The following is a 14304-nucleotide window of genomic DNA, read 5'->3' as shown; positions in this document are numbered from 1 at the left end:
TTAAAAGCAAAAGAAGCGAAAGAATTAAAATGATAAAAAATTTTATAAAAAAGCCATACCTAGATATTTTCTTTGATATCGTACTCATCGTCGTCCTAAGTGTATTTGTCTATTTGGCACGCCCCATAAACACGAGCAAAGTCGTCTTTGTGCCAAAGGGAAGTGTGGGCGAGATTATATCTTATTTAGCTAATCGCAACTTTAACTTAAGCGCCATAGATAAATACGCCATGCGCTTCATCGGCTCGCCTCAGTCTGGCTGGATCGAGATAGGCAAAGATAAAATTTCAAGGGTTGATTTTTTAAAAAAATTAGCCAAGGCAAAGGCAGCGATGACCGAGATCACGCTCATCCCTGGCGAAACTACTATCGTTTTTTTAAACCAGATAGCAGCCCAGCTAGGACTTGACGGAGCTAAACTAAATAGCGAGTATAACGCCATTGCGCCAGTAAGTGATGGCTTTTTAATGCCAAATACTTATAAAATTCCAGTTGGCATCAGCGAGAGGCATCTGGCTTACTACCTTGTAAATTCATCCAAAAAGGCGCAAAGCGAGATCAGCAGAAAAATTTTTGGCGAATACAACGAGAAAAAGTGGTTTAAAATTTTAACCATCGCTTCAATCATCCAAAAAGAGGCCGCAAACGACGCTGAGATGCCACTTGTCGCCTCAGTCATCTATAACCGCCTAGATAATGGCATGAGGCTGCAGATGGATGGCACGCTAAATTATGGCATCTACTCGCACGATGTGATCACGGCTGAGCGCATAAGAAGCGATATGAGCGAGTTTAACACCTATCTAAATGACGGCATACCGCCAAGTCCAGTCTGCTGCGTCTCTATAAGTGCGATAAAAGCGGCGATAAACCCTGCAAAGAGCGATTATCTATACTTTGTGCTTGATAAAAAGGCAAAAAAACACATTTTTTCAAAAACCTTAAGCGAGCACAATCAAAATATCGCAAAATAGGGCTAAAATACAACTAGCTTTAATAAAAAACGTGATAAATTTCAAAAAATCAAAAGGGCTAAAATGAGTGACATTATCTGGACTAAAACTGACGAAGCACCGCTATTTGCAAGCTACTCTCTCTTTCCTATCGTTAAGAGCTTTTTATCACGCGCTGGCATTAGCATAACTAGGGCTGATATAAGCCTAGCAGGGCGAATTTTATCTCTTTTTAGCAAAGAGCTTGGGCTAAATAAGGCTGATGAGCTAGAGCTTTTGGGTGAGCTAACCGCACACAAAGAGGCAAATATCATAAAACTGCCAAACATCTCAGCCACGCTCGTTCAGCTAAAAGCGGCTATTGAGGAGCTTAGAAGCAAGGGCATAAACGTGCCATTTTATCCAGACGAGATCATCACAGATTACGATGAAGAGGTCGCTAAAAAATATGCAAAAGTGCTAGGAAGCGCTGTTAATCCAGTGCTAAGACAAGGAAACTCAGACAGAAGAGTCTTGCCACCGGTTAAAGAATTTGCCAAAAAGCATCCACATAGCAACGGCGACTGGGACAAGGCAAATAAAACTAAAATTTGCTACATGCAAAAGGGCGATTTTTATGAAAATGAGCGCTCAATAATCGCTAGTAAGGATGAGAAATTTTATATAAATTTTATAAACAAAGAGGGCAAAAAAGAGCTTTTAAAAGAGCTTGCTGTTCAAAGTGGCGAGATCGTAGATGCTACCTTTTTAAGAGCAGATGAGCTGGGTAAATTTTATGAAAGCTGCTTTGACGAGGCAAAAAAAGAGAATTTGACCTTGAGTTTGCATCTAAAATGCACGATGATGAAGGTTAGTGACCCAGTCATCTTTGCTCACGCGATAAAGAGCTATTTTAAAGAGGTTTTTGAGCTATTTGGTGAAGAGTTTAAAACTCACGGCGTCGAGGCAAAAAATGGCTTAAAAGATATGTTTGCTAAAATTTCTCAGCTTAAAAATAAAGATGAAATTTTGGCTAAATTTGATGAAATTTTGAGCAAAAAGGCAAAAATTTGGGCACTAAATGAAAATGCCAGTAACTTTGACGTGCCAAATGACGTCATCATCGACGCCTCAGTGCCAGCGCTCATTAGAAACTCTGGCAAGGTAAAAGATAAGGACGGTGAGCTAAATTTCTCACTTTGTATGATCCCAGATAGGACTTACGCTAGGGTTTATGAGGCCTGCGTGGCGGACTTTAAAAAGCATGGCGCACTTGATGTGAGTAAGATCGGCAGCGTGGCAAACGTGGGGCTGATGGCTAAAAAGGCCGAGGAGTACGGCAGTCACGATAAGACTTTCATCGCAAAAGAGGACGGAGAATTTGTTGTTTTTGATGAAGCTGGCGAGAGTGTCTTTAAATTTAGCGTCAAAAGTGGCGACATTTTTCGGATGACGCAGGCTAAAGAAGATGCGATAAATGCGTGGTTTGAGCTTGCTTTAAAAAGAGGCGAAATTTCAAAAGATGAGCTTATATTTTGGCTAGATAGCAGCCGTGCTCACGATAGAAATTTGATAGCTAAATTTGAAAAATTTAGAGATAAATTTACTAGTGCTGGCGTGAAATTTGAAATTTTAAACTACGAGCAAGCAACTAAAAAATCGCTTGAAGCAATAAGAGCTGGCAAAGACGTCATAGGCGTAACTGGCAACGTTTTAAGAGACTATCTAACCGATCTTTTCCCGATATTTGAGCTAGGCGGCAGCTCAAAAATGCTCTCAGTAGTGCCACTACTTGCTGGTGGAGCGATGTTTGAGACTGGTGCTGGTGGGACGGCTCCAACGCTTGTAAAAGAGCTAAAAGAGAGAAATCACCTACTTTGGGACAGCTTAGGCGAGTTTTTGGCGCTTAGTGCATCGCTTGAACATCTAGCGTTTTTTAGGCAAAAAAAAGAGGCAAAAGAGCTAAGTGATGCGCTAAATAGAGCCGTTGCTAGCTATCTTGATGAAAACAAAACGCCAAACGCCACTCTTGATACTAGAGAGTCGCACTTTTATCTAGCGCTATTTTGGGCGAGAGAGATGGCAAAAAGCAGTGGAATTTTAAGCAAAATTTTTGAAAATTTAGCAGACGAGCTAGAGAAAAATGAGAGCGAAATTCTAAAGCAGATCAGAGAAAAAGATGGTGCAAGCGTAGAATTTGGCGGATACTACCTGCTAGATGAAGCAAGAGCAAATGAGGTCATGAGACCAAGTGAAATTTTAAATCAAATAATAGGATAAGAGATGAAAATAAGTGTAGTTGGAGCTGGAAACGTCGGTGCTAGCATAGCTTATGCGCTTTGTATGAGAGAGCTTTGCGATGAGATCGCGCTTGTAGATATCTTTGGTGACGTGGCGCGCGCAAAAGCGATCGATCTAGCGCAGTCAAGCTGCGTCTTTAACGCTAAAACTAGCGTTTGTGGTGGCGATGATTTTGTGCTAATTGAAGGCAGTGACATCGTTATAGTCACAGCTGGAAGCCCAAGAAAAGAGGGTCAAACTAGAGAGGACTTGCTACTTAAAAATGCCGTTGTCGTAAAGCAAACAGCGCAAAAGATAGCTGAATTTGCCAAAAACGCAGTGATAATAGTCGTCACAAATCCGCTTGATGTGATGGTCTGGACGGCTCATAAATTTAGCGGTTTTAGCAAAAACAAAGTAATCGGCATGGCTGGCGAGCTTGATAGCGCAAGGTGCAGATATGAGCTAGCACTTTTAAAAGATAAGGACGCTAGCAAGCTAAGAGCAAAGATCGTCGGCGCTCACAATGACGAGATGATCGTATCAGCTAGCAATATCAGCGAAAATTTAAATGAAAATGAGCTAAAAGCGCTCAAAAAAGAGACAAGCACTGGCGGCGCAAAGATCGTTAAACTGCTTGGCACTTCAGCTTACTACGCACCAGCGGCTGCAGCTGTGAAGATGTGCGAGATGATCGTTGGCAAGAGCGATGAGATAATAAGCGCTAGCGTGCTAATAGACGATGAGCTAAGTTGCGGCAGGCTAGTAAGGCTCGGACGTGATGGCTTAAAAGAAATTTTAGAGCTAAATTTAGACGAAGACGAGCAAGAGCAACTAAACAAAAGTGAAGCTGAAATTAGAAAAAATATCAAATTTTTAAAAGAAAACTTAGAGTAGGAAGATATATGATCGTAAAAGAAAATGTCCCAGTTTGGGTCGATGAGAGCAGGTGTAAGGCCTGTGATGTCTGCGTGAGCTACTGCCCAGCAGGCGTGCTAGGTATGAGGCTTGAGCCAAAGGCGGTGCTTGGCAAGATGATAGAGGTGGTCTATGCTGACTCATGCATAGGATGCCGTGACTGCGAGCTTCACTGTCCTGATTTTGCCATTTATGTGGCTGATAAAGGCTTTAAATTTGCAAAGCTAACGCCTGAGAGCAAAGAGCGAGCTGCAGCCGTAAAGGCAAATAAATTTGCAAAACTTGGAGAGAGCGCATGAGAGAGGTAGTATCAACTGGTAATGCCCTAGTAGCAAGGGCTGCGGTCGAGTGCGGCTGTAACTTCTTTGGCGGATATCCTATCACTCCAAGCAGTGAAATCGCCCACGAGTTAAGCGTGCTTTTGCCAAAACATGGTGGCACATTTATACAGATGGAGGATGAGATAGCTGGCATTTCCGTAGCACTTGGTGCAAGTGCGAGCGGTGCAAGGGCGATGACTGCTAGCTCTGGTCCTGGGATTTCACTAAAGGCTGAGCAAATAGGCCTTGGCTTTATCGCTGAGATACCGCTTGTCATCGTAAATGTCATGCGCGGTGGCCCTTCAACTGGCCTACCAACCCGCGTCGCACAAGGCGATATCTTGCAGGCTAAAAACCCAACTCACGGCGATGTAAATATGATAGTGCTAGCGCCTAGTAGCCTAGAGGAGTGCTATACGCAAACCGTGCGCGCCTTTAATCTCGCAGCTAGGTTTATGACGCCAATTATGTTATTGCTTGATGAGACGATAGGCCACATGCAAGCAAGGGTTAGTTTGCCTGAGATTAGCGAGCTAGAAATTTATAAAAGAAGAGAATTTAATGGCGAGCCAAAAGAGTATAAACCATACGAGGCAGCACCAGATGAGCCAGCTACGCTAAATCCTTTCTTTAAAGGCTATCACTACCATATAACTGGGCTTCATCACGGCGCTACTGGCTTTCCAACAGAAGATGGCAAGATCGTTGAATACTCGATGAATAGGCTGTTTAACAAGATAAATTTACACACTGATGAGTGCGAAAAATTTGAAGAGTTTATGCTAAATGACGCTGAAATTTGTATCATCGCCTTTGGCAGCGTGGCTCTCTCAGCCAAACAAGCGATATTAAATTTACGTGAAAAAGGGCTAAAAGTAGGGCTATTTAAGCCACTCACACTTTTCCCGGCTCCAGCTAAAAAGCTAAAAGAGATATCAAATAAATTTAAGAAAATTTTAGTCTGCGAGCTAAATTTAGGTCAATATAGCGGCGAAATTTCAAAGATCATCTTAAGAGATGACTTTGCAAAACTGCTAAAAGCAAACGGCAGACCGATAAGCCCAAGCGAGATCGAGGCGAAGATAGGAGAAATTTATGGCTTTTAATTACGATAAATATTTACGAACAGATAAAATGCCTACTCTTTGGTGCTGGGGCTGCGGCGACGGCGTCATACTAAAGGCGCTCATCCGCGCTATCGACACCATGGGCTGGGACATGAACGACGTTTGCGTGGTCTCAGGCATAGGCTGCTCTGGTCGCTTTAGCGGATATCTTGACTGCAACACCATCCACACAACTCACGGCAGAGCCGTAGCTTACGCGACTGGCGTAAAGATGGCAAACCCAGATAAGCACGTCATCGTAGTAACTGGCGACGGCGACGGACTGGCAATCGGAGGCAACCACACGATACACGGATGCCGCCGAAATATCGGGCTAAATCACATCTTAATCAACAACTTCATCTACGCGCTAACAAACTCGCAAACCAGCCCAACCACGCCAAAAGGCATGTGGACGGTCACAGCGCAATACGGCAACATCGATCCTAGTTTTGACGCCTGTAAGCTCGCAACTGCCGCAGGAGCTAGCTTTGTCGCACGTGGTAGCGTCATCGAGCCTGAGAAGCTTACAAAGCTCTTTGTGGAGGGCTTTAGCCACGATGGATACAGCTTTTTTGATGTATTTTCAAACTGCCACATAAATTTAGGTCGTAAAAATAAAATGGGCGAGGCGGTGAAAAATTTAGAGTGGATAAAAGGCCGCACGACGAGCAAGGTCAAATTTGACATGCTGAGTGACGAAGAGAAAAAGGGCATTTTCCCACTTGGCGTGCTTCACAAAGATGAAGAAAAGATCGAATACACCAAGGCTTACGACAAGGTAAGAAAGGCTGCTATGAGCAATGAAGCGATAAATTTTGAGGAGCTAGCATGAAGTCACAACTAAGATTTGTCGGCGTTGGCGGACAGGGCGTCATACTAGCAGGCGAGATCCTCTCAGCTGCCAAGATAAAAGCAGGTGGATACGGCGTCAAGGCCTCTACCTACACATCTCAGGTGCGTGGCGGCCCAACGAAGGTCGATATCATACTTGATGAGAAAGAAATTTTATACCCTTATGCAAACGAGGGCGAGATAGACTTTATGCTTGCCACTGCGCAGATAAGCTACAACGCCTTTAAAAACGGCGTGAAAGAGGGCGGTGCGATCGTTGTCGAGCCAAATTTGGTAAAAGTAAGTGATGAAGACAAAAAGCGCTGGAAAATTTATGAAATCCCTATCATCTCTATCGCAAAAGACGAGGTTGGTAATGTCATCACTCAAAGCGTCGTAGCCCTTGGTGTGGCTGTGGCGATGAGTAGGTGCATGGATGAAAATTTAGTGCGTGAAGAGATGCTAGCAAGCGTGCCAGCTAAGGTTAAAGAGGCAAATGCTAAAGCTTACGAGCTAGGCCTAAAATACGCAAAAGAGTTTTTAAAATAGAAAATTTGGCTAAATTTAAATTTAGCCAAAACCTCCCAAAATGGATCAGATAAAACTAGAAAATTTCCGCAAAGAACATGGCTTTGAGATGCCGATCATTAGGAGCTTATCGCCTAATGAGTGCTTAAAGATAAGAGAGAATTTACTTCATAAATTTAGCCTAGACGATATAGATGAGTTTTTTAAGATAGATAAATTTAGCAAGCTTGATGGCTTTAATGCAGACGAAGCAAATTTTGATCTCAAGACCGCTTTTAGCGAGCTTGGCATCGCCACGCCAAATGAAATTTGCATAAATTTTAATAAATTTGAGAGCATTGATATTTTACGCTTTGATAATCTTTTTAAATTTTTTAGCGATATCTGGTATCCATCACTTGATGACATTGAGATATTTGATATAAATTTAAGCTTTATTGTCTCAGTCAGACACTACGGGGCTATCTATTATTTTACTTTCTAGCTATCAAAAATTTACAAATTTATATGATTTTTGATAATCATGAGATTTTTATCCCATTTAAATTTATTAGTTTTAATTATTTATTTAGTTTTAAGAAATATCCTCAAAGATACGTAAAATTGGCTATTTTATAACATCTTATCTATTTTCATTAATATATTTTGCACGATAATATTATTTTTATCTTTATCGAAATAATAAATTTATAAGTAGTTGCTATAAATACGATAAAATGGTCTTTTGCTAAATGATTTTAGCTATCAAATCTCACTATATAACCTAAAATAAATTCTTATGTTTCTTTTAAGTAAATTTTATGTAAAGTTTTATTATTAATTTTTTTATTAATATAGTTGTTTTAAAAAATATTAAGAAATGAACTGGCGGTGCGTCTTAACGCTAATAAACTTATTAAAATAGGAAGTTATCAATGAGTGAAAAATTTACCAGAAGAGAATTTCTACAAAGCGCCTGTATCAGCGTAGGTGCGCTAGCTACAACAGCTGGTGCGACCAATGTTTTCGCTGGCGAGTTGCCAAAGGGCAATGAAAATGGCTTGCCATCTGTTGATGTGCTAATAATCGGCTCTGGCGGTGCTGGACTTCGTGCAGCAACAGCTGTTCGCAAGCAATATCCAAACTCAACCGTCGTTGTCGCAACAAAGATGATGCCATCACGTAACGCGACTTGTATGGCAGAGGGCGGTATAAACGGCGTTACAGACTTTAACAACGGCGACAGCTTCAAGCTTCACGCCTATGACACCGTAAAAGGTGCAGCTTATCTTGCTGATCAAGATGCGGTAGTGAAATTTTGCGAGGCAGCAGGCGCAGTCATCCACGAGCTAGACTACAACGGCATGCTTTTTTCTCGTAAAGACAATGGCGACGTGGCATTTCGTTTCATGGGTGGCGCTAGCAAAAAACGCTGTAACTACGCAGCTGATAAAACCGGTCACGTTTTGATGCACGCCTGTCTTGACGACGCTATCACAGCTGGCGTTAAATTTTTAATGGATCATGAGCTACTTGAGATCGGTCTTGAGGATGGCAAGGTTGAAGGCGTCGTTCTTCGCAACATCCAAGATGGTCAAATTTACCCAGTTCTTTGCAAATCTCTAGTCATCGCAACTGGCGGATACACTAGAATTTTCTATAACCGCACATCAGTTCCTTTTATAGCAACTGGTGATGGCATCGCTGCTGCGCTTAAAGCAGGTCTTGGTTTTGAAGACCCTGAGATGCTTCAGTTTCACCCAACTGGTGTTCAAAATGGCGGCACACTAATCACTGAAGCTGCTCGCGGTGAAGGTGGATACTTGTTAAACAACAAGGGCGAGCGCTTTATGAAAAACTATCACGAAAAGATGGAGCTAGCTCCTCGTGACGTCGTCGCTCGTGCTATCGAGACAGAAATTCGCGAGGGTAGAGGCTTTGGCGAGGGTATGAGCGCTTATGTGCTTTGCGATGTTTGCCACCTTGGCAAAGATACTATTATGAAAAAGCTTCCTAAAATTCGCCACACTGCTATGCTTTTCCAAGACATCGACCTTATCGAGCAACCAGTGCCTATCCGCCCAACAGCTCACTACTCAATGGGTGGTATAGAGGTAGCTAAATTTGATGATATGAGCACAAAAATCCCTGGAATTTACGTAGGTGGCGAGGCTTCATGCGTATCTATCCACGGTGCAAACCGCCTTGGTGGTAACAGTCTAACTGACGCAGTTGTAACTGGTGATCTAGCTGGCAAAGGTGCTGGTGCTTATGCTCAAAATGCAAAATTTGCAAGCGGTAAGAAAACTTCTGAGCTAGCAAAAATGTGGCAAGATAAATTTAAAGCTATCGCAACAGGCGAGGGTGGCGTAAATGATATGTACGCACTTCGTGAAGAGCTTGGTAAAAACAACTGGGATCTAATGGGTATCTTTAGAACTGGTGCAAAACTTGATCAACTCTCTAAAAACCTAGAAGCTATCCAAGCAAAATATGACACCCTCAAAGTGCCAAATCAAAACCCAGTAATGAATACTGCCTTTACTGACTATGTCGAGCTTGGCAACCTTATACTTCTTTCTCGTGCAGCATGTCTTGCAGCGCAAAATCGTCTTGAGAGCCGTGGCGCTCACACAAGAGAGGACTATCCAAAAAGAGATGATGTAAATTTCTTAAAACACAGCATAGTCACACTAAAAAACGGCAAGCTTGAACTTAGCTACAAAGACGTTGTGACAGGCATATTTTCACTTGACGGCAAGAAGCCAGAGTAAGGAGCTAGGATGAAAATTATTATCGACCGTTTTGACGGAACTAAAAAATATTAATCAATTTATGAGCTAACAAATGAAGAGATCAAAGGCAAAACTCTTTTAACAGTGCTTTTTGACATCAAACAAAAAAAAGATGCGACGTTAAATTTCACAGCATCTTGCCGCTCAGCGATATGCGGTGCGTGCGCTGTTAGAGTAAATGGTCACTCATATCTAGCTTGCGATACAAAGATGAACGAGCTTTTAGCTGAGTATGGCAACCCAGATACTATTAGAATTTCACCACTTGGAAATTTCAAGGTTATCTCAGACCTTATGGTGGATTGGGAGCCAAGTATTGAAAATTTACGCAAGATCAAACCAAGCATCACTGCTAAGCTAGAATTTAGCGCTGCAAAAGGCTGTAAGCAAAGCCAAAAAGAGTACGACAAAGTCGCACTTGAATGGGACTGCATACTTTGCGGTGCATGCGCTAGCGAGTGTAATAAACTTGAAGCAGACGCGAGTGATTATATGCAGCCATTTGTATTTGTTCATGCTTATAGAGCTGCCTTTGACTCACGTAGCAAAGATCCTATGCCACACCTAAAACCAGCTATCGATAATGGCCTTTGGATGTGTGTAAAATGCCAAGAGTGTGCTGATCGCTGTCCAAAAGGCATAAGCGCATGCGGCGACATAACTGATCTTCGTATCATGGCTATACAAAAAGGCTTTAATGAGGGCATGGGACCAGATCACGCTGAGGCGTTCTTAACTGATCTAGTTGATGGCTCAGGCAGACTAAATGAGGTTAGACTTGCACTTCGTTCAGAAGGCGTTATCAAAAATATGGGCAAACTAGACATCGCTGCAAACTTAATGCTTGCTGGTAAGATGAATCCGCTTCATGTATTTGGCGAAGAAGACATAGAAGGTCATGACGATCTAGTAAAAATGATAAATGCGGCTCGCAAAGCTGCTAGTAAGGAGTAATTATGCAAAATGAATTCGCTTTTTTCCCAGGATGCGTACTCACTCAAGCAGCTAAAGAGGCTAAGATGTCGCTTGAGGCCATCGCTCCAGTGCTTGGCTGGAAGCTTCACGAGATAAAGGGCTGGAGCTGTTGTGGTGCTCAACAAGCACAAGACGTAGATCCTATGGCTGCGCTTGTAGCAAATGCTAGAAACATAGCGCTTGCAGAGCAGATGAATATGCCGATGCTTACGACATGCTCAACTTGTATGCTAACTCTAACAAGAGCTAAAAGCACGCTTGACAAGGGCGCAAAAGATCGTATCAATACATTTTTAGCTGAAGGCAATATGAAATATAATGGTACATCTGAGGTAACAAGCCTTCTTTGGGAGCTTTACCAAAATGTTGATACGCTAAGAGCAAAGGTTGTTAAACCACTTAGCGGACTAAAAGTAGCTCTATTTTACGGCTGCCATAGCCTAAGACCTGAAAAAGATCTACACAACAGAGAAAGCTCAGTAAATCCAAAGAGCTTTGAAACTGTTGTAAGCGCACTTGGTGCTACTATCGTGCCATTTGAGAAAAGACTTGACTGCTGCGGCTTCCACGCTAGCTATCCAGCTGGAAAATCAGTAAGAAAAATGTCAAGCCAGATCGTAAATAACGCTGATCAAAATGGGGCAGACGTAGTTGTAACTCCGTGCCTACTTTGCCAAATGCAACTTGATATCTATCAAGAGAGATATCAAGATGAGAACCACTCAGATGTTAGAAAACCTATCATCCACCTCTCTCAGCTTGTAGGTCTTGCACTTGGTCTATCTGTCGAAGAGCTAGGACTTGATCTAAATATCATCGACGCTAGCAAGATAGCGTAAATTTTATCCCACGTCTTTTGGCGTGGGAAATTTGACTTACACAATTAAATTTTTACTGCAATAAAACAATAAATATAAGAAATTAAAAAAAATATGGAAGTGAAGTAAAGCCCAAAATTTCTCTTGGGCTTTTTAAATTTATATAGCTTTTATCATCACTTTTGTTAGAAGTTCTGAAAATTTAGCTGGATTTTCTAGGCTCATGCCCTCATTTAGCCTTGCCATATCAAGAAGCAAAGGCGCTATGTCATAAACCATCGCCTCGTTTTTCTCAAGTTTTGCGAAAATTTCATGATCAGCATTTATCTCCAAGATCGGCTTAACTTTTGGAGCATTTACGCCTTGTCCCATCTGTTTTAACATCTCTTGCATAGCGTAATCAGGGTCGTTTTTATCATATATTAGCACCGCAGCCGAGCTTGAGAGTCTTGAGCTTAGCCTAACATCTTTAACCTCGTCTTTTAATATCTCTTTCATCTTAACAAGCGTGTTTGCAACCTTGCTCTCATCGACCTTTTCATCGTTTTTGATCTCGTCGTTTATATCAGCGTGTGAGACTGATTTTAGAGGTGTTTTGTCAAATTCATTGACCATTGGCATGACGATCGTATCGATCTCTTCGTCCATTATTAACACTTCGATGTCGTTTTTCTTAAAGCTCTCAAGAAGCGGCGAATTCCTTAGCATATTTTCGTTGTTGCCGCTGATGTAGTAGATCGACTTTTGATCCTCTTTCATCGCCTCTTTGTACTCTTTTAGGCTGATAAGTCCGTCTCTTTTTGAGCTTTTAAATAGGCAAAGATCCAAAATTTGCTCTTTTTCAGCATTAAAGCCATAAAGTCCCTCTTTTAAAACCTTACCAAATAGTTTGTAAAATTTTATGTATTTTTCACGGTCGTTATCTTTTACTTTTGCAAGCTCGCTTAAAATTTTCTTCACACTCTGCTCTTTAACGGTTCGCATGATCGCATTTTCTTGTAAAATTTCACGGCTAACGTTTAGCGGCAGATCCTCAACGTCGATCACACCTTTGATAAATCTTAAATACGGTGGCAAAAGCTCTTTTGCATCGTCAGTTATAAAGACCCTCTTCACATAGAGCTTCACGCCACTTTGATAATCAACCCTAAAAAGATCGAACGGCTCGGTGCTTGGCACATAAAATAGTGTCGAATACTCGATCTTGCCCTCAGCTTTTGTGTGGATATAAAGGAGCGGATCGCTGCTATCGTGTGAAATTTGCTTATAAAAGTCGTTGTAGTCTTGCTCTTTTAAGCTGGCTTTATTTAGTCTCCAAAGTGCATTTGCCTTGTTTATCTGCTCGTTTTTGGTCTCATAAGTGCCTTCTTTTTCACCTTCTTTTGGTGCGACGTAGCTCTCTTTATCCATAAAAATAGGATAAGGGATGTGGTTTGAATATTTTTTGACTATCTCTTCGATACGCCAAGAATTTGCAAATTCATCGTCATTTAAATGAAGGATTATATCCGTACCAAAGCCATCTTTTTTAGCATCTTCGATCTCGTAGCTTTTTGCATCAGATGTCCATTTGTAGGCTTTGTCACTTAGTGCTCGTTTGCTTATGACTTCGATCTTGTTTGCCACCATAAACGCTGAGTAAAAGCCCACGCCAAACTGGCCGATCAGCGAGCTATCTTTTTTGGCATCGCCGCTTAAGCTTTGCATAAAGCCCTTTGTGCCACTTCTTGCTATCGTGCCTAAATTTGCGATGAGCTCGTCTTTATCCATGCCAATACCATTGTCGCTGATGGTTAAAGTCTTAGCTTTTTCATCTACTTTGATGTCGATCCTTGGAGTGTAGCTTAAACTTTTATACTTTTCATCGGTCAAGCATAGGTAGTTTAGCTTGTCAAGTGCGTCATTTGAGTTTGATATGAGCTCTCTTAAAAATATCTCTTTGTTTGAGTAAAGAGAGTGGATCATCAAATTTAAAAGGTCATTGACCTCGGTCTGAAATTCAAATTTATCTGCCATTTTCTTTTCCTTGTTTTAAAATTTTTGGCAGATTATAGCACAAAGTGATAAAAATATACTTAACCTTGATAGTACTACTATCAAGTTTTTTTATAAATTTTATAAAATATTCTAAAAGAGTTATATTTTATAAATAAAATAATAATACATATTTAAAAATTATTATTAATTATGGCTATTTGTATAGCTTTCATTTAAAATAGTAGTATAATCAAGCCATAAATCTATAGGAGGGAATCAAATGAATTTACGAAGTATTTTGGTAAAAGTTTCAGCAACGATTGCTGTAGTCTTGGCGGTCTGTATGGCTTGCTTTGTTTTCTACACGTCACATGTCTTAGAGCGTGAGATCAAGGATGGAGTAGTAACTACTGTTAAACAAAATGTCGCTCTTGCAATGGATACGGTTGAACTATTTAACAAGGACAATGTTAATAATGCAGAGACGTTAATGAGCGTCTTTAAAGAGTTGGTTGGAAAAATCTCAGTTGATCATCAGATGAGTAAGACTGGCAATTACGAAGCACTTGAACTAGTCTCTCAAAGCGGTATTTTAAATAACAACTACGATATTATCGATAAATTTGGTAGAGCATCAAATGGCGGAATTTCAACCGTTTTTGCAAAATCAGGCGATAGCTTTTTAAGAGTAAGTACTGCCGTAACACAGCCAGATGGTAGCAAAGCTGTCGGCACACTACTAGATAAAAATAGTCCAGTTTATAAAAATGCAATAAACAAAGAACGATATGTAGGTGTTGTAAATTTATTTGGTCGCAACTATATGAGCATATATGAGCCTA

At 41.1% G+C, this 14304-nt stretch carries 13 protein-coding genes; 12 read left to right on the top strand and 1 reads right to left on the bottom strand.

Annotated elements, in window-relative coordinates; genetic code table 11:
• Positions 1–29: 29 nt before the first annotated feature.
• From mltG to sdhE, 11 genes are all read left to right on the top strand, one after another.
• On the top strand, positions 30–974 hold the full coding sequence (gene mltG / locus HMPREF1019_RS01305; RefSeq protein WP_009293873.1) for an endolytic transglycosylase MltG: 945 nt from the start codon (positions 30–32) through the stop codon (positions 972–974).
• A gap of 63 nt (positions 975–1037) precedes the next feature.
• Positions 1038–3212 (top strand): NADP-dependent isocitrate dehydrogenase, encoded by a 2175-nt coding sequence (locus HMPREF1019_RS01300; RefSeq protein WP_009293872.1) that lies wholly within the window; start codon positions 1038–1040, stop codon positions 3210–3212.
• A gap of 3 nt (positions 3213–3215) precedes the next feature.
• Positions 3216–4109 carry a lactate/malate family dehydrogenase gene (locus tag HMPREF1019_RS01295; protein WP_009293871.1) on the top strand — a complete coding sequence of 298 codons (894 nt, stop codon included), beginning with the start codon at positions 3216–3218 and terminating at the stop codon, positions 4107–4109.
• Between the two features lie 8 nt (positions 4110–4117).
• Positions 4118–4429 (top strand): 4Fe-4S dicluster domain-containing protein, encoded by a 312-nt coding sequence (locus HMPREF1019_RS01290; protein ID WP_009293870.1) that lies wholly within the window; start codon positions 4118–4120, stop codon positions 4427–4429.
• Positions 4426–5556 (top strand): 2-oxoglutarate synthase subunit alpha, encoded by a 1131-nt coding sequence (locus HMPREF1019_RS01285; RefSeq protein WP_009293869.1) that lies wholly within the window; start codon positions 4426–4428, stop codon positions 5554–5556. The genes HMPREF1019_RS01290 and HMPREF1019_RS01285 overlap by 4 nt, the downstream gene beginning before the upstream one ends.
• Entirely contained in the window at positions 5546–6391 is an 846-nt protein-coding gene (locus HMPREF1019_RS01280) for a 2-oxoglutarate ferredoxin oxidoreductase subunit beta (protein WP_009293868.1), read from the top strand. Before HMPREF1019_RS01285 ends, HMPREF1019_RS01280 begins: the two co-directional genes overlap by 11 nt.
• Positions 6388–6939, top strand: coding sequence for a 2-oxoacid:acceptor oxidoreductase family protein (locus HMPREF1019_RS01275; RefSeq protein WP_009293867.1), 552 nt, complete (start codon positions 6388–6390; stop codon positions 6937–6939). The genes HMPREF1019_RS01280 and HMPREF1019_RS01275 overlap by 4 nt, the downstream gene beginning before the upstream one ends.
• 40 nt (positions 6940–6979) lie before the next feature.
• Entirely contained in the window at positions 6980–7402 is a 423-nt protein-coding gene (locus HMPREF1019_RS01270) for a hypothetical protein (protein ID WP_009293866.1), read from the top strand.
• A 430-nt stretch (positions 7403–7832) separates the two neighbouring features.
• Positions 7833–9671, top strand: coding sequence for an 8-methylmenaquinol:fumarate reductase flavoprotein subunit (gene sdhA / locus HMPREF1019_RS01265; RefSeq protein ID WP_009293865.1), 1839 nt, complete (start codon positions 7833–7835; stop codon positions 9669–9671).
• Between the two features lie 57 nt (positions 9672–9728).
• Positions 9729–10646: an 8-methylmenaquinol:fumarate reductase iron-sulfur subunit gene (sdhB, locus tag HMPREF1019_RS01260; protein ID WP_232210163.1), complete on the top strand. Its 918-nt coding sequence runs from the start codon at positions 9729–9731 to the stop codon at positions 10644–10646.
• A gap of 2 nt (positions 10647–10648) precedes the next feature.
• Positions 10649–11506 (top strand): 8-methylmenaquinol:fumarate reductase membrane anchor subunit, encoded by an 858-nt coding sequence (gene sdhE, locus HMPREF1019_RS01255; protein WP_009293863.1) that lies wholly within the window; start codon positions 10649–10651, stop codon positions 11504–11506.
• Between the two features lie 138 nt (positions 11507–11644).
• Here the strand turns inward: sdhE and htpG are convergent, their stop codons facing one another.
• Positions 11645–13501 carry a molecular chaperone HtpG gene (gene htpG, locus HMPREF1019_RS01250; RefSeq protein WP_009293862.1) on the bottom strand — a complete coding sequence of 619 codons (1857 nt, stop codon included), beginning with the start codon at positions 13499–13501 and terminating at the stop codon, positions 11645–11647.
• 241 nt (positions 13502–13742) lie between these two features.
• On the opposite strand from htpG, the gene HMPREF1019_RS01245 reads away from it, so the two are divergent.
• On the top strand, positions 13743–14304 hold a 562-nt coding region (locus tag HMPREF1019_RS01245; RefSeq protein ID WP_009293861.1), incomplete at its 3' end, for a Cache 3/Cache 2 fusion domain-containing protein.

It is taken from the genome of Campylobacter sp. 10_1_50 (assembly GCF_000238755.1).
In the GTDB taxonomy this organism is placed as follows: Bacteria; Campylobacterota; Campylobacteria; order Campylobacterales; family Campylobacteraceae; genus Campylobacter_A; species Campylobacter_A concisus_R.
This window is presented reverse-complemented; position numbering and strand designations above follow the sequence as displayed.

Bases quoted from the DNA above. Each gene is read 5' to 3' on its own strand.
- HMPREF1019_RS01275 (WP_009293867.1), top strand. From the start codon at position 6,388: ATGAAGTCACAACTAAGATTTGTCGGCGTTGGCGGACAGGGCGTCATA.
- htpG (WP_009293862.1), bottom strand. From the start codon at position 13,501: ATGGCAGATAAATTTGAATTTCAGACCGAGGTCAATGACCTTTTAAAT.
- sdhE (WP_009293863.1), top strand. From the start codon at position 10,649: ATGCAAAATGAATTCGCTTTTTTCCCAGGATGCGTACTCACTCAAGCA.
- HMPREF1019_RS01285 (WP_009293869.1), top strand. From the start codon at position 4,426: ATGAGAGAGGTAGTATCAACTGGTAATGCCCTAGTAGCAAGGGCTGCG.
- HMPREF1019_RS01290 (WP_009293870.1), top strand. From the start codon at position 4,118: ATGATCGTAAAAGAAAATGTCCCAGTTTGGGTCGATGAGAGCAGGTGT.
- sdhA (WP_009293865.1), top strand. From the start codon at position 7,833: ATGAGTGAAAAATTTACCAGAAGAGAATTTCTACAAAGCGCCTGTATC.
- mltG (WP_009293873.1), top strand. From the start codon at position 30: ATGATAAAAAATTTTATAAAAAAGCCATACCTAGATATTTTCTTTGAT.
- HMPREF1019_RS01300 (WP_009293872.1), top strand. From the start codon at position 1,038: ATGAGTGACATTATCTGGACTAAAACTGACGAAGCACCGCTATTTGCA.
- HMPREF1019_RS01270 (WP_009293866.1), top strand. From the start codon at position 6,980: ATGGATCAGATAAAACTAGAAAATTTCCGCAAAGAACATGGCTTTGAG.
- HMPREF1019_RS01295 (WP_009293871.1), top strand. From the start codon at position 3,216: ATGAAAATAAGTGTAGTTGGAGCTGGAAACGTCGGTGCTAGCATAGCT.
- HMPREF1019_RS01280 (WP_009293868.1), top strand. From the start codon at position 5,546: ATGGCTTTTAATTACGATAAATATTTACGAACAGATAAAATGCCTACT.